This is a genomic window from Streptomyces racemochromogenes, assembly GCF_039535215.1.
GTDB lineage: Bacteria > Actinomycetota > Actinomycetes > Streptomycetales > Streptomycetaceae > Streptomyces > Streptomyces racemochromogenes.
Map to the genome: position 1 here is coordinate 5519719 of NZ_BAAAWT010000001.1, position 19780 is coordinate 5539498.

Consider the following 19780-nt stretch of genomic DNA (forward strand, 5'->3'; position numbering starts at 1 on the left):
CGTGATCACCCTTGGAGCACCCCGTGAGAACCGCCGTCGTCATCGGAACCGGACTGATCGGCACCTCCGCGGCGCTCGCCCTGACCGCCCGGGGCATCAGCGTCCACCTCGCCGACCACGACCCGGCGCAGGCCCGCACGGCCGCCGCCCTGGGCGCCGGCACCGACGACGCCCCCGAGGGCCAGGTGGACCTCGCGATCGTCGCCGTACCGCCGGCCCACGTCGCCGCCGCCCTGGCCGACGCCATCGGACGCGGCCTCGCCCGCGCCTACGTGGACGTGGCCAGCGTCAAGGGCGGCCCGCGCCGCGAGCTCGCGGCGCTGGGCGCCGACACCTCCGCCTACATCGGCACCCACCCCATGGCCGGCAAGGAGCGCTCCGGCCCGCTGGCCGCGACGGCCGATCTGTTCGAGGGCCGGCCCTGGGTGCTGACCCCGACCCGGGAGACCGACCACGAGGTCCTCAACCTGGCCCTGGAACTCGTCGCGCTGTGCCGGGCCGTCCCCGTCGTGATGGACGCCGACGCCCACGACCGGGCGGTGGCCCTCGTCTCGCACACCCCGCAGCTGGTCTCCAGCATGGTCGCCGCCCGCCTGGAGGAGGCGGACGAGACGGCCGTCCGGCTGTGCGGGCAGGGCATCCGCGACGTGACCCGCATCGCCGCCTCCGACCCCCGGATGTGGGTGGAGATCCTCTCGGCCAACCCGGGACCGGTGGCCGACGTCCTCGCCGGCATCGCCGCCGACCTGGCGGAGACCGTCGAGGCGCTGCGCGGCCTCCAGTCCGCCGACGAGGCCGCGCGCAAGGGCGGCGCGGCCGGCATCGAGGACGTCCTCAGGCGCGGCAACGCCGGCCGGGTCCGGGTCCCCGGCAAGCACGGCGCGGCGCCCATGGCGTACGAGACCGTGGGCGTGTTCATCAGCGACAAGCCGGGTGAGCTGGCGCGGATCTTCGCGGACGCCGGCCGCGCCGGCGTCAACGTCGAGGACGTGCGGATCGAGCACGCCACCGGCCAGCAGGCCGGCCTGGTGCAGCTCATGGTGGAACCCCGGGCGGTCGCCGCCCTGACCGCCGAGCTGCGCGAGCGGGGCTGGGCGCTGCGGCAGCAGTAGCCGTGCCCCGGCGGTCGTCCCCGGCGGCGGGTCCCCGGCGGCGGGTCCCCGCAGCCGGGCGCGACCGGCCGGGAACGGCGGGCCCCCGGGGCCGGTAACCTGGTGCGGGGGCGCCTTTGGCGCGCCCGCACACGTACGCGCAACCAGGAAGGTGCCCGCACCGTGGAAACCGCCGCTCCGTCCGCCGTGATCGTCGCCATCGACGGTCCCTCCGGCACGGGCAAGTCCAGCACCTCCAAGGCCGTGGCCGCCAAGCTCGGGCTGCGCTACCTGGACACCGGTGCCCAGTACCGGGCCATCACCTGGTGGATGATCACCAACGGCGTCGACACCGACGACCCGCAGGCCATCGCCCTCGCCGCCGGCAAGCCGGCCATCGTCTCCGGCACGGACCCGGCCGCCCCCACCATCACGGTGGACGGCCTGGACGCCTCCGGCCCGATCCGCACCCAGGAGGTCACCTCCAAGGTCAGCGCCGTCAGCGCCGTCCCCGAGGTGCGCGCCCTGATCACCGACCTCCAGCGCTCCATCGCCGCCGAGGCGGCCCAGGAGGCCGACGGGATCGTCGTCGAGGGCCGGGACATCGGCACCACCGTCCTGCCCGACGCCGACCTCAAGGTCTTCCTGACGGCCTCGCCCGAGGCCCGCGCCGCCCGCCGCAGCGGCGAACTGCGCGGCAAGGAGGCCACCGACCTCGCGGCCACCAGGGAAGCGCTGATCAAGCGGGACGCAGCCGACTCCGGCCGCAAGACCTCCCCGCTGGCCAAGGCCGGCGACGCCGTCGAGGTCGACACCACCGAACTCACCCTCGACCAGGTCATCGAATGCGTCGTGACCCTGGTCGAAGAGCGGCGCGCCAAGTGAGCGGTACGCCCTCCCCCAGGGGTGCGGCGGTCGGCAGGCGCATCGGCATCGGCCTCATGTACGGGCTGTGGAAGCCGCGCGTGCTGGGCGCCTGGAAGGTGCCCGCCTCCGGCCCCGTCATCCTGGCCGTGAACCACGCGCACAACATCGACGGACCCATGGTCATGGGCACCGCGCCGAGGCCGCTGCACTTCCTGATCAAGAAGGAGGCGTACGTCGGCCCGCTCGGCCCGTTCCTGGAGGGGATCGGGCAGGTGAAGGTGGACCGCGCCGGCACCGACCGCACCGCGATCAGCCGCGCCCTGGGCGTGCTGGAGAACGGCGGCGCCCTGGGGATATTCCCCGAGGGCACCCGGGGCGAGGGGGACTTCGCGTCCCTGCGCGCCGGGCTCGCCTACTTCGCCGTCCGCAGCGGTGCCCCGGTCGTCCCCGTGGCCGTCCTGGGCAGCACCGAGGCCAAGGGCCGCATCGTCAAGGGCCTGCCGCCGCTGCGCAGCCGGGTCGACGTGGTCTTCGGCTCCGCCTTCGACGCCGGCGACGGCACGGGCCGTCGTACGCGCACCGCGCTGGACGAGGCCACCGCACGCATCCAGGGACGGCTGACCGCCCACCTGGCCGACGCCAAGCGCCTCACCGGGCGCTGAGCGAGACTTGAACCCAGTAGTGGAACCGCGCTGCGCGGGTGCCACCGATCACCACGAACGACGAGGAACGGACTTCATGAACGACCAGTACGACCACGGAGCACTTGGCGATGCCGAGTACGCGGAGTTCATGGAGCTCGCCGCGGAGGAAGGCTTCGACCTCGAAGAGGTCGAAGGCGCGATCGAGGAGGCCGGACACGGCCCGCTCCCCGTCCTCGCCGTCGTCGGCCGCCCGAACGTGGGCAAGTCGACCCTGGTGAACCGCATCATCGGCCGCCGCGAAGCGGTCGTCGAGGACAAGCCGGGCGTCACCCGCGACCGCGTCACGTACGAGGCCGAGTGGGCCGGCCGCCGCTTCAAGGTCGTCGACACCGGCGGCTGGGAGCAGGACGTCCTCGGCATCGACGCCTCCGTCGCCGCCCAGGCCGAGTACGCCATCGAGACCGCGGACGCCGTCGTCTTCGTCGTGGACGCCAAGGTCGGCGCCACCGACAGCGACGAGGCCGTCGTCAAGCTGCTGCGCCGCGCCGGCAAGCCCGTCGTCCTGTGCGCCAACAAGGTCGACGGCCAGAGCGGCGAGGCCGACGCGGCCTACCTGTGGTCCCTGGGCCTCGGCATGCCGTACCCGGTCTCCTCGCTGCACGGCCGCGGCACGGGCGACATGCTGGACGCCGTCCTCGAGGTCCTGCCCGAGGCCCCCGCGCAGACCTTCGGCGGCACGGCCATCGGCGGACCGCGCCGCATCGCCCTCATCGGCCGCCCGAACGTCGGCAAGTCCTCCCTGCTGAACAAGGTCGCCCGCGAGGACCGCGTCGTCGTCAACGAGCTGGCCGGCACCACCCGCGACCCGGTCGACGAGCTGATCGAGCTCGGCGGCGTCACCTGGAAGTTCGTGGACACCGCGGGCATCCGCAAGAAGGTCCACCTCCAGCAGGGCGCCGACTACTACGCCTCGCTGCGCACGGCCGCCGCCGTGGAGAAGGCGGAGGTGGCGGTCATCCTGATCGACACCACCGAGAACATCAGCGTCCAGGACCAGCGCATCATCACCATGGCCGTCGAGGCCGGCCGTGCGATCGTCATCGCCTACAACAAGTGGGACGAGCTGGACGAGGAGCGCCGCTACTACCTCGAACGCGAGATCGAGACCGAGATGCAGCAGGTCTCCTGGGCGCCCCGCGTCAACGTCTCCGCGAAGACCGGCCGCCACATGGAGAAGCTGGTCCCGGCGATCGAGGCCGCCCTCGCGGGCTGGGAGACGCGCGTCCCCACCGGCCGGCTGAACGCCTTCCTCGGCGAGATCGTCGCGGCCCACCCGCACCCGATCCGCGGCGGCAAGCAGCCCCGCATCCTGTTCGGTACCCAGGCGGGCAGCAAGCCGCCGCGGTTCGTCCTCTTCGCCTCCGGCTTCCTGGAGCACGGCTACCGGCGCTTCATCGAGCGCCGCCTGCGCGAGGAGTTCGGCTTCGAGGGAACCCCGCTGCACATCTCGGTGCGGGTGCGCGAGAAGCGCGGCGCGCAGTACAAGAAGAAGAAGTAGCGGCGCTCCGGGGTCAGTAGCCCCGGCGCGGAGCGGGCGGCAGGGCCGCCGGGATGTGCTGCATCCCGGTCTGGTGCTGCCGCCCGCCGCCGTATCCGGAGCCGGCGCCCGCGTACGAGTACAGCGGCTGGACCACCTGCTGCGGGACGTACGAGGGCTGCCAGCCGTCGGCCTGCTGCCACGGGGAACCGCTCCAGCCGCTACCGGCGCCGCCGCCGTAGGAGCCGACCGTACCGGCCGTGCCGCCGCCGTACGGGGTTCCGCCGTACCCGGTGCCGTACGAGAACGCGGTGAAGCCGAGGTCCTCCTCGCCCGTACGGTCGCCCGGCAGCGCCCGGAAGGCGCGCAGGTACTCCGAGTACAGGCTGTCGTAGATCGGGGTGTGCGAGGCGCTGCTCGCACGGAACGGGGCGCGGGAGGGGTCGTATGAATGCACGTATCAGCCAACGAAACCGGCGGCCTGCGGATGCGGGGTGACGGGGCGGAAAACGCAGATCGCCGGGGGTGCGCGGGACGGACCGCGCACCCCCGGCGCATGCCGTCCGGCCCCCTCGGCAGGGGCGGACGGCCGTTCCGGCGGGAAGGGGTGGGGCTCAGGCGCCCGGCGTACCGGCCAGCGGCATCGAGGCGCCGACCAGCTTGCCGTTGCTCGCGGCCTTGTCCAGGGCGTCGCGGAGCAGGTCCTCGCGCGGCTGCTGGCCGATGGAGCCGACCGGGGCGGCGTAGATGAGCACGCGCTGCGTCTTGTTGACGGCGGCCCGCCAGCCGTCGGTGACGCCCAGCGCCTGGTGGGCCTGCCACCAGGCCACCTGCGGCCCGCCGTCGGTGCCGGGCTGGAGCACGGCGTGCAGCTGCCCGGCGGCCAGCAGGACCGACCAGCCGGCCAGGGGGGAGGGGACCTCGTTGGTGTCGGTGACCGGGATGAAGCCCTGCTCGATGAGGAGGGGGAGGAAGTCGTCGCCGGGGCCGGTGGTGCCGGGGCGGGCGATGGGCGCGGTCGGCTCGACGACCAGCGCCGGGTGCAGCTCCCCGGCGATCAGGACGAGGCCGCTGGTGATGCCGAGGACGGCCTGGCCTCCGGGGACGGACTGCGGGGACTCCGCGCCGGCCTGCTCGGGGGCGGGGGCCGGGCTGTCGCCGGTGATGCTGCGCACCGCACCCTGGAGCTGCTCCTCGGAGACGGGCACGACCTGGGAGGGGATGCAGTCGGCGTGGGCGAAGGCGAGGACGGCGGTCTCCTCGCCCACGAACAGCACGGTGCTGGTGCGGACCGTCTCCGGGTCGCCGGGGGTGCGGCAGGAGGTGCAGTCGTAACTGCCCGGGGCGTCGTCGCCGGTGAGCAGCCTGTCGGCTTCTTCGTCACCGATCTCGGCACGTACCTCATCACTGACGTCGAGCATGCGCGGCACGGGGTGGCTCCTCATTCGTGCGGAGGCCGGGGGGTTCCCGGCTCGCCGGGATCAACGGATCGGCGGCGGCCGGGGTCACGCCGTTTGAGGGAACGGAATCGAACCGGCCACCCGGAAGAGTGAACCGTCCGACCGCGGCTTTCCTTTCGTGTCAACTGTTGTTCTTCCATGTGCAGTTGGAGCCGCTTTCCGAACGTCTCGGGGGTGTGTGGGTCGTCCGGTGCGTCAGCCGTCCGGGTGGAGCGCGGGGGAGTGCCGCGTGGCGGGGCGGGAGCGGCGGCGGGGGGCTCCGTAGCGTGTGCCGATGCCCGATCTGTGTACGCGGAGGGCGGCGGCCGCGGTGGTGGCCGCGGCGGTCGCCGCGCTGGTGCTCGTTCTCCCGTCGGGTGCCGGCGCGGCCGCCGCGCCCCCACCGCCGGCACCGGGCCCCGCGGGGGCCGCGCACCCGGGCTCGCCGGGCGTGATCGGGACGGGGCCGGGGGACTGCGGGCCGGGCGGGGAGTGGCCCTGGGACTGCGTCGCGGACTGCGAGAGCAGCGGGCGCTGGGCGGTGAACACGGGCAACGGCTTCTACGGGGGCCTGCAGTTCTGGCAGCCGACCTGGGAGGAGCACGGGGGGCTGGCGTACGCGGCGCGGGCGGACCTTGCCACCCGGGACCAGCAGATCCGGATCGCGGAGGAGCTGCTGGCGGTGCAGGGGTGGGAGGCGTGGCCGGTGTGCGCGAAGCGGTACGGGCTGGCGGGGCGGATGCACGTGGTGCGGGCGGGGGACACCCTCGAGGGCATCGCGCACCGCCGCCGGATCCTCGGCGGGTGGCGCCCCCTGTACGAAGCCAACCGCCCCCTGATCGGCCCGGACCCCGCCCGCCTGACCCCGGGCACCCTCCTCACCCTCCCCCCACCGAAACCGACCCCTGCCGGTTCTGCCCCGTCGAAGCCGACCCCGGCGGCCCCGGCGGGGAAGCCGTCGCCCGCCGGTCCGCCGGTCCCCCCTGCCGGTCCGGCCCTGTCGAAGCCGCCCCCTGCCGGTCCGGCCCCGTCGAAGCCGGCCCCGGCGGCCCCGGCGGGCAAGCCGTCGCCCGCCGGTCCGCCGGTCCCTAAGCCGGCCCCTGCCGGTCCTGGCCCGGGGAAGCCGCCCCCTGCCGGTCCGGCCCTGTCGAAGCCGCCCCCTGCCGGTCCGGCCCTGTCGAAGCCGACCCCGGCGGCCCCGGCGGGGAAGCCGTCGCCCGCCGGGGCGGCGGTTCCCAAGCCGGCCCGCGCGCCGGGGAGCTGAGGTCGTCCGCTGTCTGCGGGTGGGCCGCTGCGCGGGGCTGGGTCCCCTACCCGCCCTTCCACCGTTCCCAGGGGCGCTGCCCCTGACCCCGGTACGGGCGCTGCGCGCCCGTCGCCTCAATCGCCGGCGGGGCTGAAGTCAGCCCCGCCGGCGCTTGAGGCGCGGGTCCGGGCGGAGCCCGGGGAACGGGCGAAGGGCGGGTAGGGGACCCAGCCCCGCGCAGCGGCCCGCACCGCGCGCCCCAGCTGCCGTCGGCCCCGCCCCGGCCCGGGCCGCCCGCGCCCCAGCCGTCGTCGGCGCCGGCCCCGCCCCAGCCGTCGTCGGCGCTGCCCCGCCCCAGCCGTCGCCGGCGCCGTCACGGGCCCGGGGGACGGGGGGACGGGGCCGCGAGGAGAATGGCGGGGTGCTTGAGACCTCCGCGCGACTGCTGCGCCTGCTGTCCCTGTTGCAGGCCCACCGGGAATGGACCGGTGCCGACCTCGCCGACCGGCTCGGGGTGACCCCCCGGACCGTGCGGCGGGACGTCGACCGGCTCCGGGAGCTCGGGTACCCCGTGAACGCCAGCCCCGGCACCGGCGGCGGGTACCAGCTCGGGGCGGGGGCCGAGCTGCCGCCGCTGCTGCTGGACGACGACGAGGCCGTCGCGGTCGCCGTCGGCCTGCGCACGGCCGCCGGCAACGGCGTCGAGGGGATCGGAGAGGCCTCCGTACGGGCCCTGGCCAAGCTGGAGCAGGTGCTGCCGTCGCGGCTGCGCCGACGGGTCTCCGCGCTCAACGAGTTCACGGTGCCCATGCTGCGCGGGCCGGGCCGCGACACCGTCGACCCGGCCGTGCTCACCGACCTCGCCGCCGTCTGCCGGGACGGCGAGCGGCTCCGGTTCGGCTACCGGGACCACGGCGGCAGCGTCAGCCGCCGCACCGTCGAGCCGCACCGGCTGGTGTGCTCCGAGCGCCGCTGGTACCTCGTCGCCTGGGACCTCGACCGGGAGGACTGGCGGACCTTCCGCGCGGACCGGATCGAGCCCCGCCCGCCGCACGGCCCACGCTTCGTCCCGCGCCCGGCCCCCGCCGAGGACCTCGCCGCGTACGTGTCCCAGGGCGTGTCGCACCGCGCGTACGCGGCCCGGGCCGTGGTGCGGCTGCGCGTCCCGGCGCAGGAGGCGGCGCGGATCGTCGGGCCCTCGGACGGGGTGCTGGAGCCGGTCGACGCGGAGAGCTGCCTGCTGCGCACCGGGGCGGTGAGCCTCGACGTCCTGGTGATTCACGTCATGCTGATCGGCTGTGAGTTCGAGGTGGTGGAGCCGCCCGAGCTGACGGACCGGATCCGGGCTCTGCGGGACCTTCTCGGGCGGGCCGTCGAAGCCCCGCGGGAGTAAGTCCGGGGCGGGGAATTCGGGTTGCGCGGCGGAATTCGAAAGGGGCCCCGTAAAGCGGGGATTACCGCGGGCGACCGTCGACAACCCGTGACACAAGCGTGACCCGGTACGGAGGAACATCCGCTCAGCGGGCTGACGCGTCCGGGTATATGAACGCCGACGGCGGGCCGGTCCGTCGGACCGGCCCGCCGTTCTCGCGGTGCGGGGTGGGGCTGTGCGTACCGGCCCCGCGTCGGGTCAGCCCCCGGTGGCCGGGCGGGCCGAGGCCCCCCGGGCGGAGGCCCGCTCGGTGTGCGCCGGCCGGCGGCTGCCGCCCGGGGTGATCGGGGTGCGCTCGGAGCGGATGACGTGCTGCCGGGCGACCTGGTGCGTGTGCGCGGCGGGGCGCAGCGCGGGGGAGTGCCCGGCGGGGGCCTGGGCGGCGGCGGCCGCCGGGACCCCGTCCTCGGCGGCGGGGGTGCGTCCGCGCTGCCACTTCCCGCCCGCGGAGAGCAGCGGGGTGAGCGCGGCGGCGACCGGTTCGGAGACCCGGCCCTCCTCCAGCCGGCGGCGCCACTGCTCGCGCAGTCCGAAGACGTAGGCCTCGGTGCGGGCGATGAGCGGCTCGAACCAGGGCAGCGCCAGCATGATGAGGAGCCCGGCGGTCCAGCCGAGGAGCACGTCGCTCACCCAGTGGGTGCCGAGGTACACGGTGGTGGCGCCGACGCTCAGCGAGAGGACGCCGGAGAGGATGGACAGCACCCGCCGGGTGACGGTGGTGGAGGCCAGGTAGGCCAGGATCCCCCAGGTCACGACGGCGTTGGCGGTGTGGCCGGAGGGGAATATATCGCCGCCGGCGAAGAGCTCGGCGGAGCCGATCTGGGTGGCGTAGTGCGGGCCGAGCCGGCCGAGGCCGAGCTTGACGGAGCCGACGGTGATGTTCAGGAGCAGCAGCGCCACGCCGAGTGCGATCAGCGGGCGGAGGGTGTGCTGGCGCCAGGAGCGCCAGCCGAGCCAGGCCGCGACCATCACCGCGGTGGGTCCGCGCTGGCCGAGTACGACGAGGTAGTCGAGGAAGGCGTGCACCTGCGGCCACTGCTCGTAGGGCCGGAAGAACATGATCTGCCAGTCCAGGCGGACGAGCCAGGAGGTCGTCAGCACGAGCACGACGATCACCAGGTAGAAGGCGAGCGTCGCGGAGAGGAGCACGATGCGGTGCCGGCTCATCTGCGGAGTTTGCAGATGAGCCGGTCGCTCTGGTTCCCGGTCGAGCCGGGCGAACACCGGCTCCAGACGGGCAAGCATTTGGTCAGTACGCACTCAATCGACGTTACCGCGCGTCGAAGCGCACCCCGGGCGAATCGCGCGCTTTGTGATGACCATGTGATGTGGAGTGCGTCTCACGGGGGACTTAATTCGCCTTGTTCCGGCACTTGTTGGAACTCCCCGGATTCAACTCCGGGAGTACTGCCGCCGCAATTATCGGCATACTTACACGGTATTTATCGCGGCGGCTCAATTCCTTTGCACAACCATGGATTGGAATGATCCATTCCGTGATCGCCCCGGCCCGTCCTACGGGGGGCCCGAACCGTTCAGCCAGAACGCCCCGTACACCGCCGAGGCCAGCGCCAGCACGACCGGCACGGCCGCCGCCCGCCCCGTCCGCCACCGCGCCAGGGCCACCGCCGGGGGCAGCATCAGCGGGAACGCCGGCAGCAGCAGCCGGGGCTTGGAGCCGAAGTACCCGGAGGCGCACAGGGCCAGCGCCACCACGATCCCGCAGTACACCAGCAGCGCGGCCGGCTGCCGGTCGCGCACGCACAGCCGGTACAGCCACAGCACCAGCAGCACCCCGGCGATCAGCCCCGCCCCGGCGGCGAAGGCGGGGGAGGCCAGCCGCGCCCCGACGAACCGCGCGAAGGCCCAGCCCCCGTCGAAGCCGTTGCCCCAGCCCGCCTGCACGTCCAGGTAGCCCGTCGGCCCGCCGCCGGTCCGGGCCCCCACCCACAGCGCGTACGCCGCCGCCCCGAGCGGGGCCAGCAGCACCCCGGCCGCCATCCGCCACGAGCGCTCCCCGCGCCGCCAGGCCAGGGCCGCCGCCACCCACACCGCCGCGACCACCGCCGCCCCGACCGGCCGGGTCAGCCCCGCCCCCGCCGCGAGCAGGCCCGCCACGACCCACCGCCCGCGCAGCACCGCGTACAGCGCCCAGGCGGCCAGGGCGGTGAACAAGGACTCGCTGTACGCCATGGACTGCACGATCCCCACCGGCAGCGCCGCCCACAGCGCCACCGCGAGCACCCCGGCACGCCGCCCGTGCAGCAGGTCGGCGACGGCGAAGACGCCCCACGCGGCGGCGAGCCCCGCCACCGCCGAGACCACCAGGCCCGCCGACCCGTACGACAGCCCCGTCGGCGCCGCCACCAGCCGCTCCAGCCACGGCAGCAGCGGGAAGAACGCCAGGTTCGAGTGGACGGCCCCGCTCGGCAGGACCACCTCGTACCCGTACCCCTCGGCGGCGATCCGCGCGTACCAGAGGGAGTCCCAGCGGGCCGAGAGCAGGGTGTGCGGGCTGCTGCCGGCCGCCGCGCACCACAGCGCGAGCACCGCCAGCCCCAGCAGCCGCACCGCGGCGAAGGCCGCGAGCGCGGGGGCGGCACGGCGGAGTCCGGGGTACTTCGCGGGGGCGGCGTCAACGGGCACAGTGGTCACGGGGACGAGTATCGGCGCCGCGACCGGCGAAGACGAAAACCGTGGACACGGAGCGTGAGCGGGCGTGCGCGCGGGGGGAGGGCGGGCCGGGGCGCGTGGCGCACACCACACGTCGGCCGCCGCCGGGATGAGAGCTTGGCCACGTGGCGGGCACGCGAACTCGCGTACGCTGACCCTTCACTCGCGTGTCGATGCCGGACCCCGTAGGACGCCGCACAGCGCACCACCCCGCGGCGGTCCACGACGCTGTCCGCCGAGTGCGAGGGACCACCTGGGAGGTACGAGCATGTCGGGGACGAACACGGCCGGCGACAGGAAGCCCTCCCTCCGGCAGCGGGTCGCCGCCGCCTCCGGCGGGGCCAACCGCTGGGTGGTCCTGGCGGTCCTGTGCGTCAGCCTCGTGCTCGTCGCGCTCGACGCGACCATCCTGCACGTGGCCGTCCCCTCCGTCACCGAGGACCTGCGCCCCGGCTCCCAGGAACTCCTGTGGATCGTCGACGCGTACCCGCTGGTCTGCGCCGCGCTCCTGATCCTCTTCGGCACCCTCGGCGACCGCGTCGGCCGCCGCCGGATCCTGCTCCTCGGCTACACCCTCTTCGGCGTCGCCTCCGCCATCGCCGCACTCGCCGACAACGCCCAGGTCCTGATCGCCGCCCGCGCCCTGCTCGGCGTCGGCGGGGCGATGATCATGCCGGCCACCCTGTCGATCCTGCGCCAGGTCTTCCCCGACCGGCGCGAGCGCGCCCTCGCCATCGGCATATGGACCGCCGTCGCCGCGGTCGGCGCGGCCAGTGGCCCCGTGCTCGGCGGCTTCCTCGTCCAGCACTTCTGGTGGGGCTCGGTCTTCCTCATCAACATCCCGCTGATGGCCCTGATCCTCCCGCTCGGCCGCTGGCTGCTGCCCGAGTCGAGGGGCTCGGCCGACGGGCCCTGGGACGTGCTCGGCGCGCTGATGGCCGCCGCCGGCGTCCTCGGCGCGGTGCTCGGCATCAAGCGGATCGGCGCGGAACGGCAGCTCTCCGATCCCGGGGCACTGGTCCCGCTGCTGCTCGGAGTGCTCCTGCTGGTCCTCTTCGTACGCCGCCAGAAGCGCCGCGAGCACCCGCTGATCGACATGCGGATGTTCTCCCGGGCCGCGTTCTCCACCTCCGTCGGCTGCATCGTGCTCGCCATGCTGGCGCTGGTCGGGCTGGAGCTGCTCGCCGTCCAGTACCTCCAGCTGGTGCTGGAGCTCAGCCCGCTGGAGACCGGTCTGCGGCTGCTGCCGCTGACCTTCGCCGCCATGGCCGCCGGTGCCACCGGCTCCTACACCCTCCAGCGGGTCGGCCCGCGCACGATGGTCTCGCTGGGCTTCGTGCTCACCGCCGGCGCGGTGCTGCTGCTGACGCTGATGGGCCACGACGACCGGCCCGTCCTGCTGACCGCCGGCTTCATCCTGCTCGGCTTCGGGCTCCAGACCACCCTCTTCGCCGCGTACGAGTCCATGCTGAGCGAGGCCCCGGTGGACGCCGCCGGCGGCGCCGCCTCCATAGGCGAGACCTCCTACCAGCTCGGCGCGGGCATGGGCATCGCCCTGCTGGGCAGCGTGATGAACGCCGCCTACCGGCCCGGCCTGCTCGACGTCCCCGGCGTGCCCGCCGCGGACTCGGCCGGCGCCGCGAACTCCCTCGGCGAGGCCTACAAGATCGCCGCCCACCTCGGCGGAGCGGCGGGGGAGTCCCTGCACACGGCCGCCCGGAACTCCTTCGTGCACGGGCTGCACGTCACCCTCGTCGTGAGCGCCTGCCTGCTGTTCGCGGGGGCCGTGATGGCGCTGAAGCTGCCGCGCACCATGGAGAACGCCGAGCCGGACGGGGGCGCCGGGTGCGGTGCGACCGCCGTGGACGCGGACGCCGATGCCGGGGCCGCCGTACGCCTGCCCGCGCAGCCCGCGGCCCCCTCCCGGCCGGCCCCCGGGGCGCGGATCCCCGCCCCGGCGCAGCACGAGCGCGATCCCGCGGTCGGCGGCAGGCCCGGCCGCCAGGGCTGAGCCGCTCCCCCCTGCCGGAGCCGGGGGTGGACCCGGGGCCCGGTCGGCGACAAACTTGCACCGCTAGGTTTCGCCCCACGTGGCCGCCGGGAGGCCCCTTTGTCCGCGCCGAAGACCCCGTTCGCCCCCACCGACCCGCTCGGACTCGACGAGCTGCTCGGCCCCGAGGACCTCGCCGTCCGCGACACCGTCCGCTCCTGGGCCGCCGACCGGGTCCTGCCGCACATCGCCCAGTGGTACGAGGACGGCGAGCTCCCGCAGATCCGCGAGCTGGCCCGCGAGCTCGGCTCCATCGGCGCGCTCGGCATGTCCCTGACCGGCTACGGCTGCGCCAGCGCGAGCGCCGTCCAGTACGGCCTGGCCTGCCTGGAACTGGAGGCCGCCGACTCCGGGATCCGCTCGCTGGTCTCCGTCCAGGGCTCCCTCGCCATGTACGCGATCTGGAAGTACGGCTCGGAGGAGCAGAAGCAGCGGTGGCTGCCCGGCATGGCGGCCGGCGAGCTGATCGGCTGCTTCGCGCTGACCGAGCCCGACATCGGCTCCGACCCGGCCGCCATGCGCACGTACGCCAAGCGCGACGGCTCCGACTGGGTGCTGAACGGCCGCAAGATGTGGATCACCAACGGCTCGGTGGCCGCCGTGGCCGTCGTCTGGGCCCAGACGGACGAGGGGATCCGCGGCTTCGCCGTCCCCACGGACAGCGCGGGCTTCTCGGCGCCGGAGATCAAGCACAAGTGGTCGCTGCGCGCGTCGGTGACGAGCGAGCTGGTGCTGGACGACGTACGGCTGCCCGCGGACGCGGTGCTTCCGGAGGTCACGGGGCTCAAGGGTCCGCTGGGCTGCCTGAGCCACGCCCGGTACGGGATCATCTGGGGGTCGATGGGCGCGGCGCGCGCCAGCTTCGAGGCGGCGCTCGACTACGCGAGGACGCGGGAGCAGTTCGGCCGGCCGATCGGCGGCTTCCAGCTCACCCAGGCCAAGCTCTCGGACATGGCGCTGGAACTCCACAAGGGCATCCTGCTCGCCCACCACCTGGGCCGGCGCATGGACGCGGGCACCCTGCGGCCGGAGCAGATCAGCTTCGGCAAGCTCAACAACGTCCGCGAGGCCATCGACATCTGCCGCACCGCGCGGACCATCCTCGGGGCCAACGGGATCTCCCTGGAGTACCCCGTCATGCGGCACGCGACCAACCTGGAGTCGGTCCTCACCTACGAGGGCACCGTCGAGATGCACCAGCTGGTCCTGGGCAAGGCGCTCACCGGGCTCGACGCCTTCCGGTAGGCCGGTGAGGATCCCCCGCCTACCGCTGGGAGGTACCCCCGGGCTCAGCTCTGGTTGAAGAAGTCGCGGGAGCGGCCGCCCGCCTCACCGCTGACGATCTGGGTGTCGGCCGGGGTCAGGAGGAAGACCCTGGTCGCCACCCGTTCGATCGACCCGCGCAGCCCGAAGGTCAGGCCGGCCGCGAAGTCGACGACGCGCTTGGCGTCGGTGGGGTCCATCGACGACAGGTTCACGATGACCGGGACGCCCTCGCGGAACAGCTCGCCGATGCCGCGCGCGTCGCGGAAGCCGTCGGGGGTCACGGTCGCGATGCGGCGCCCGCGCTCGACCGCGGAATCCGAGGCCACCTTCACCCGGGGGTCGGTGACCCACTGGTCGCCGGGGCCGGAGACCGAGCCCTGCTGGCGTTCCACCGCCTCCGCGTAGTCGTCGTCGTAGTACCGCTCGTCGTCGCTGTCCTCTACGAGACCCAACCACGCACTCGCCTTGCGTACCGAACCCATGGACGCCTCCTTTCACCGTGGCCAGTCTGTCTTCTTCTCCGCTGCCCCTATGGTCGTCCATGATGCTGACAACGCGCCAAGTGGATAGCCGCCGCGCAGATGTTTCGTGACGGGACTGGTGCAGAACATCCGTTGCACGGACGAGCTTCCCGGACGCTACCGCTGCTGACTGAGTGAAAATACGACCACTGCCGCCGTCCGGGTGAGGCACTGGGGCGTACGAGTGATCGGCCCGGCTGGATACGATGCCCCGGAATCTTGCGTATGACACACGGGGGAAGCGGTTGTTCGGCATCGTCAGACCTTGCGCGCACCGGCTGGGCGAGCGCTTCAAAACGGAGTGGATGGCCCATCTGTGCGGCCTCTGCCTGGCACTTCGCGGTGACCACGGACAGTTCGCCCGGATCGTCACCAATTACGACGGGCTGCTGGTCTCCGTCCTGACGGAGGCTCAGGCCGGTCCGCTGCCCGGCGCCCGGCGCACCGCAGGACCCTGCCCGCTGCGCGGCATGCGCACCGCTCCGGTCGCCAACGGCGAGGGCGCCCGGCTCGCCGCCGCCGTGTCGCTCGTGCTGGCCTCGGCGAAGGTGCGGGACCACGTGGCCGACCGGGACGGCCTGTTGGCCCGCGCGCCGATCGCCGCCGCCGCGCGCAAGGTGGCCCGGGGCTGGGACCGGGCCGGCGCCCGCACCGGCGCCTCGCTCGGCTTCGACACGGCGGTGCTCGTGGACGCCGTGGACCGCCAGGGCGGCATCGAGAGCCTGGCCGGCCCCGGCACCTCCGTGCTGGTGGTCACCGAGCCGACGGAGACCGCGACCGCGGCCGCCTTCGCGCATACCGCGGTCCTGGCGGGACGGCCAGGCAACGGCGCGGCCCTGGCCGAGGCCGGCCGGTACTTCGGGCGGCTCGCGCACCTGCTGGACGCCGTCGAGGACCAGGCCGCCGACGCGCGGACGGGCGCCTGGAACCCGCTCACCGCCACCGGCACCTCCCTCGCCGAGGCCCGCCGGCTGTGCGACGACGCGCTGCACGGGATACGGCTGTCCCTGCGCGAGGTGGAGTTCGCCGACGCGGGGCTCGCCCACCGGCTGCTGGTGCACGAGCTGCGCACCTCCGTGGACCGGGCGTTCGGCAGCTCCTCGTGCGGGCACACCGCGACGAACTCGGCGGGCCAGGGGTACGGGCAGCCTCCCCAGGGGTACGGGCAGCAGGGGTACGGGCAGCCCCCGCAGGGGTACGCGGCCGGGTACGGCCAGGGCGGTCCGTACGCCGGCGGCCAGGCGAACCCGTACGCCCCCGGCGGGCCCGGGATGCCGCCGCCGATGGGCCCGGGCGGCCCCGGCGGTGGCGGTGGCGGCGGATTCGGCGGGCTCCCCCCGCAGAGGCCGCGCCGCGGCCTGCTGGCCGGCTGCGCGGTGGCCATCGGCCTCTTCTGCACCTGCCAGCTCTGCTGCACGGAGCACGAGGGCCCCTGGTCCCGGCAGAAGCGCGACCCCTGGTGCGACGCCTGCGAGTGCTGCGAGAACTGCGACTCCTGCAGCAACTGCTGTGATTGCTGCAACTGCGACGGCTGCTGCTGCGACGGGTGCGGCTGCGACTGCTGAGGCGGCGTCAATTCCCCCAGGTCCGGACGGGTTACCGGAAGGTTCCCGCCCGGTCCGCGGGGGAAGGGCTGAGCGGCATGAGCGACGACGCGGAAACCAAGGCCTGGCGGGAGTGGCACGAGCACCGGACGGCCACCGTCTCCGCCCCGTACGGACCCCTCGCCCTGACGGGCACGCACTGGCTCGCCGACTACCCGGAAGGTCGACTTCCGGCCGTTCCGGGGCACTGGCGCGCCCACGACGGCGGGGTCCTGCTGACGGCCCGCGCCGAGGAGGGCGTCGAGCTCGACGGGCGGCCCCTCATAGGGGAGGCCGCCCTCGCCGCGGACGAGGGCCGGCCCGCGCACTCCCGGCTCGCGGCCGGGGAGGTACGGCTCGTGGTGATCCGGCGTGAGGGGCAGTGGGCGGTCCGCGTCTACGACCCCGCCGCCCCGGCCCGGCGCGCCTTCGCCGGCGTCGAGGCCACCCCGTACGACCCCGCCCTCGCGCTGCCGGGGCACTTCCGCCCGTACCCCGAGCGCAGGACCGTCGAGGTGGAGAACGCCGACGGGCACGCCCGGGGCCTCGGCCTCGGCGGCGAGCTGACCTTCGTCCGCGCGGGCGTCGTGCACGCCCTCCAGGTGGCCGTGGACGAAGCCGACGGCAGCCTCTGGGCCGTCTTCGCGGACGCCACCAGCGGCGGCTCGAGCTACCGCTTCCGCTTCCTGCACCCCGGCACTCCCGCCCCGGACGGGTCCCTCACGGTCGACTTCAACCGGGCCCAACTCCCGCCCTGCGCCTTCGCCGACCACTTCATCTGCCCGTTCCCGCCGCCCGGGAACACCCTGCCCTTCGCGGTCGCCGCCGGCGAGCGACGGCTGAAAGGCGCCCTTGCCGCCGGTAACTGACGCCAGGACACTCCCGTTCAGCGTCACCCGGCGGACTTGTCAGGGCCACGACGAGAGTGCGGCTTCCCGGCCGCGCCCCCGCAGTGTCCCCCCACCGCCGCTCACGGGCTCCGGCACCCCCACCCCAGCCGGGCCCCCGACCCCCACCCGGGAGGACGTGAAGTGAGGACCAACAGCAGTACCCGCCTCCGCCTGCTCGCGCTGGCCGCAGGCCTGGCCGCGACGGCGGCCCTCGCAGCCCCCACCGCCGCCACCGCGGACGACAACGGCAACGGCTTCAGCGCAGCCCGCCTCGCCGCCGCCGGAGCCTCCGTCCTGCGCGCCGACGTCGCCGGCACCGCATGGCACACCGACCCCGCCACCGGCACCCTCGTCGTCACCGCCGACTCCACCGTCACCGCCGCCGACATCGCCAGAATCCGCCGCGAGGCCGGCCCCGACGCGGCCGCGCTCCGCGTCGAACGCACCCCCGGCAAGCTGACCAAGCTGCTCTCCGGCGGCGACGCCATCTACGCCAGCAGCTGGCGCTGTTCGCTCGGCTTCAACGTCCGCAGCGGCAGCAACTACTACATCCTCACCGCCGGCCACTGCACCGAGGGCGCCGGCACCTGGTGGAGCAACTCCTCCCACACCACCGTCGTCGGCAGCACCGCCGGATCCAGCTTCCCCACCAACGACTACGGGCTCATCAAGTACGCCAGCAACAGCCCGGTCCCGCCCGGCACCGTCGGCAGCCAGGACATCACCAGCGCCGTCAACGCCACCACCGGCATGTCCGTCACCCGGCGCGGCTCCACCACCGGCATCCACAGCGGCTCCGTCACCGGCCTCAACGCCACCGTGAACTACGGCGGCGGCGACGTCGTCTACGGGATGATCAGGACCAACGTCTGCGCCGAACCCGGCGACAGCGGCGGCCCCCTCTACTCCGGCAGCCGCGCCGTCGGCCTCACCTCCGGCGGCAGCGGCAACTGCTCCTCCGGCGGGACCACCTTCTTCCAGCCCGTCGTGGAGGCCCTGAACGCCTACGGCGTCAGCGTCTACTGACCTCCGCCTCCCGCCGCAGGCCCCCTGGACGTCCTCCCTCCTTCTGGGAGGATGTCCAGGATGTCCTGGGCACCCGCGGGGGAGGAGCTCGTATGAAGCGCATCGGAGTGACCGGCCACCGGTCGATTCCCGATGAGGTGCTCGGCCACGTGCAGGAATGCCTGCGGGCCGTGCTCGCCGGCCACCCGGGCCCGCTGGAGGCCTTCTCCAGCCTCGCCGACGGAGCCGACCAGCTCTTCGCGGACATCGCCCTGGAACACGGCGCCGACCTCACCGTCGTCATCCCCAGCGAGGACTACGAGGACACCTTCGAGGACCCCGACGCCCTCGCCGGCTACCGCCGGCTCAGGCGCCGCGCCGCCCAGGAGGTCCGGCTGGACTTCGCCCGCTCCACCGACGAGGCCTACTACGCCGCCGGCACCTACATCGCCGACTGCTGCGACCGGCTCGTCGCCGTCTGGGACGGCCTCCCCGCGCGCGGGCACGGCGGCACCGCCGAGATCGTCGCCTACGCCCGCGCCCTCGGCAAACCCGTCACCGTCATCTGGCGCGAGGGCGTGGCCCGCGACTGAGCCACGCCCCGCCGCCGGGGTCAACTGCTGTGCCGCGCCAGCCAGTCCGTGTGCTGCGGCGACACGTACCGCTCCGTCTCGTACACGGCGGACGGCCACTGCGACTCCGTGATGGTCGTCTGCATCACCACCATCATCGCCGCCAGGTCCTGCTCGATCAGCGTGTGCGCCTCGATCAGCGGATGGTGGCGGCGCACCTCGTTCCAGGCGATCCCCGCCGCCGCGGCCGCACTCAGCAACCCCGCCGGCCCCGCCCCGGGCCCCGAGCCGAAGGCGCCCAGCACCGCCAGCAGCAGCGCCAGACACGTCAGCAGCACGATCGTCCACGACCACAGCGCCGTCGCCCGCCGCGACCCCTCCGTCCTGCGCCGGTACCAGTTGCGCTGCTCGATCAGCCGGTCCCGGACGTAGGTCTCCCTGCGCACCTGGTAGTCCAGCCCGCGCAGCCGCCGCATCGCACCGGTGATCTCGGCACCCTGCGGCACCAGCCCCGCCGCCCGCGGATCCTCCCAGCCCATCTTGCGCAGCTCGTCCAGCCCCTTCTCCAGCCGCGCCCGGTACACCTCCTCCGGCCCGGCGGCCTCGGACCCGAACGGCGCCCCGTGCACGGCGTACCGCCACGCCAGGGACTTGATGAACTCGGCCGCGCTGCGGTTGAGCTGCCACTGCGGACGGGCCCGCCGACTGCCCGCCCGTACGCCCACGGCCAGCACCCCCGCGTACGCGAGCGCGCTCACCGCCGCGAACACGTGCAGCCCGCCCACCGCCGGCCCGGCCGGCAGGGCCGCGGCCCCCGCGGCCGCGACCAGCAGCAGCAGCTGCGCGCGCGTGGCGTGCGTCGACTCCCGCTGCCGGGAGACCGCCGCCTGATCGGTGTGGTGGAAGAGGACCGGCAGGTCCTCGTTGCGAAAGGTCATGCTGTCGGTCACGGCGCCCCCTGCGC

The 19780-nt window shown here is 74.3% G+C and carries 18 protein-coding genes; 12 read left to right on the plus strand and 6 right to left on the minus strand.

The genetic code is table 11. The features are described 5' to 3' along the window. The first annotated feature begins 23 nt into the window (after positions 1–23). The 4 genes from ABD973_RS25395 to der all read left to right on the plus strand — a co-directional run bounded on the left by ABD973_RS25395 (position 24) and on the right by der (position 4160). Positions 24–1112, plus strand: coding sequence for a prephenate dehydrogenase (locus tag ABD973_RS25395; protein ID WP_125600071.1), 1089 nt, complete (start codon positions 24–26; stop codon positions 1110–1112). Between the two features lie 162 nt (positions 1113–1274). Continuing rightward, complete coding sequence (gene cmk / locus ABD973_RS25400) at positions 1275–1976, plus strand: (d)CMP kinase (protein WP_125600074.1); 702 nt, start codon at positions 1275–1277, stop codon at positions 1974–1976. Then, on the plus strand, positions 1937–2620 hold the full coding sequence (locus ABD973_RS25405) for a lysophospholipid acyltransferase family protein (RefSeq protein ID WP_345502273.1): 684 nt from the start codon (positions 1937–1939) through the stop codon (positions 2618–2620). The genes cmk and ABD973_RS25405 overlap by 40 nt, the downstream gene beginning before the upstream one ends. 76 nt (positions 2621–2696) lie before the next feature. Beyond that, positions 2697–4160: a ribosome biogenesis GTPase Der gene (gene der / locus ABD973_RS25410; RefSeq protein ID WP_125600081.1), complete on the plus strand. Its 1464-nt coding sequence runs from the start codon at positions 2697–2699 to the stop codon at positions 4158–4160. Between the two features lie 13 nt (positions 4161–4173). On the opposite strand, the gene ABD973_RS25415 is transcribed toward der, so the two are convergent. Next, positions 4174–4596, minus strand: a complete 423-nt coding sequence (locus tag ABD973_RS25415; RefSeq protein WP_125820670.1) for a hypothetical protein — start codon at positions 4594–4596, stop codon at positions 4174–4176. Between the two features lie 157 nt (positions 4597–4753). Next, positions 4754–5569, minus strand: coding sequence for a hypothetical protein (locus tag ABD973_RS25420; RefSeq protein ID WP_125820669.1), 816 nt, complete (start codon positions 5567–5569; stop codon positions 4754–4756). A 304-nt stretch (positions 5570–5873) separates the two neighbouring features. On the opposite strand from ABD973_RS25420, the gene ABD973_RS25425 reads away from it, so the two are divergent. Together ABD973_RS25425 and ABD973_RS25430 are read left to right on the plus strand one after the other, a co-directional pair. Next, positions 5874–6842, plus strand: a complete 969-nt coding sequence (locus ABD973_RS25425) for a LysM peptidoglycan-binding domain-containing protein (protein WP_345502277.1) — start codon at positions 5874–5876, stop codon at positions 6840–6842. Between the two features lie 403 nt (positions 6843–7245). Next, on the plus strand, positions 7246–8217 hold the full coding sequence (locus ABD973_RS25430; RefSeq protein ID WP_125820667.1) for a helix-turn-helix transcriptional regulator: 972 nt from the start codon (positions 7246–7248) through the stop codon (positions 8215–8217). A gap of 237 nt (positions 8218–8454) precedes the next feature. Here the strand turns inward: ABD973_RS25430 and ABD973_RS25435 are convergent, their stop codons facing one another. Next, positions 8455–9516 (minus strand): phosphatase PAP2 family protein, encoded by a 1062-nt coding sequence (locus ABD973_RS25435; protein ID WP_125820666.1) that lies wholly within the window; start codon positions 9514–9516, stop codon positions 8455–8457. Positions 9517–9771: 255 nt separating this feature from the next. Then, positions 9772–10911 carry a hypothetical protein gene (locus ABD973_RS25440; RefSeq protein ID WP_386381895.1) on the minus strand — a complete coding sequence of 380 codons (1140 nt, stop codon included), beginning with the start codon at positions 10909–10911 and terminating at the stop codon, positions 9772–9774. A 286-nt stretch (positions 10912–11197) separates the two neighbouring features. Here ABD973_RS25440 and ABD973_RS25445 point away from each other — a divergent pair, with 286 nt between their 5' ends. Both ABD973_RS25445 and ABD973_RS25450 read left to right on the plus strand, forming a co-directional pair. After that, a complete protein-coding gene (locus ABD973_RS25445; RefSeq protein ID WP_345502280.1) occupies positions 11198–12940 on the plus strand; it encodes an MFS transporter in 1743 nt (580 codons plus the stop codon). A gap of 99 nt (positions 12941–13039) precedes the next feature. Then, a complete protein-coding gene (locus ABD973_RS25450) occupies positions 13040–14224 on the plus strand; it encodes an acyl-CoA dehydrogenase family protein (RefSeq protein ID WP_345502282.1) in 1185 nt (394 codons plus the stop codon). 44 nt (positions 14225–14268) lie between these two features. Here ABD973_RS25450 and ABD973_RS25455 read toward each other — a convergent pair whose 3' ends face one another. Further along, positions 14269–14727: a cell division protein SepF gene (locus ABD973_RS25455; protein WP_007263282.1), complete on the minus strand. Its 459-nt coding sequence runs from the start codon at positions 14725–14727 to the stop codon at positions 14269–14271. 284 nt (positions 14728–15011) lie between these two features. Here ABD973_RS25455 and ABD973_RS25460 point away from each other — a divergent pair, with 284 nt between their 5' ends. The 4 genes from ABD973_RS25460 to ABD973_RS25475 all read left to right on the plus strand — a co-directional run bounded on the left by ABD973_RS25460 (position 15012) and on the right by ABD973_RS25475 (position 18837). Further along, positions 15012–16331, plus strand: a complete 1320-nt coding sequence (locus ABD973_RS25460; RefSeq protein ID WP_125820663.1) for a DUF5685 family protein — start codon at positions 15012–15014, stop codon at positions 16329–16331. A 77-nt stretch (positions 16332–16408) separates the two neighbouring features. Then, entirely contained in the window at positions 16409–17218 is an 810-nt protein-coding gene (locus tag ABD973_RS25465) for a DUF1684 domain-containing protein (protein ID WP_125820662.1), read from the plus strand. Between the two features lie 162 nt (positions 17219–17380). Beyond that, the gene (locus ABD973_RS25470; RefSeq protein WP_125820661.1) at positions 17381–18265 is read left to right on the plus strand and encodes a S1 family peptidase; all 885 of its coding nucleotides are present in this window, start codon (positions 17381–17383) and stop codon (positions 18263–18265) included. A gap of 92 nt (positions 18266–18357) precedes the next feature. Continuing rightward, a complete protein-coding gene (locus ABD973_RS25475) occupies positions 18358–18837 on the plus strand; it encodes an OTU domain-containing protein (protein ID WP_125602423.1) in 480 nt (159 codons plus the stop codon). A 20-nt stretch (positions 18838–18857) separates the two neighbouring features. Here the strand turns inward: ABD973_RS25475 and ABD973_RS25480 are convergent, their stop codons facing one another. Beyond that, positions 18858–19754, minus strand: a complete 897-nt coding sequence (locus ABD973_RS25480; RefSeq protein WP_125823920.1) for a DUF4231 domain-containing protein — start codon at positions 19752–19754, stop codon at positions 18858–18860. Positions 19755–19780 lie beyond the last annotated feature (26 nt).

Coding starts and splice junctions, on each gene's coding strand:
- ABD973_RS25480 (WP_125823920.1), bottom strand. CDS start 19,754: ATGACCTTTCGCAACGAGGACCTGCCGGTCCTCTTCCACCACACCGAT.
- ABD973_RS25455 (WP_007263282.1), bottom strand. CDS start 14,727: ATGGGTTCGGTACGCAAGGCGAGTGCGTGGTTGGGTCTCGTAGAGGAC.
- ABD973_RS25445 (WP_345502280.1), top strand. CDS start 11,198: ATGTCGGGGACGAACACGGCCGGCGACAGGAAGCCCTCCCTCCGGCAG.
- ABD973_RS25425 (WP_345502277.1), top strand. CDS start 5,874: ATGCCCGATCTGTGTACGCGGAGGGCGGCGGCCGCGGTGGTGGCCGCG.
- der (WP_125600081.1), top strand. CDS start 2,697: ATGAACGACCAGTACGACCACGGAGCACTTGGCGATGCCGAGTACGCG.
- ABD973_RS25465 (WP_125820662.1), top strand. CDS start 16,409: ATGAGCGACGACGCGGAAACCAAGGCCTGGCGGGAGTGGCACGAGCAC.
- ABD973_RS25475 (WP_125602423.1), top strand. CDS start 18,358: ATGAAGCGCATCGGAGTGACCGGCCACCGGTCGATTCCCGATGAGGTG.
- ABD973_RS25405 (WP_345502273.1), top strand. CDS start 1,937: ATGCGTCGTGACCCTGGTCGAAGAGCGGCGCGCCAAGTGAGCGGTACG.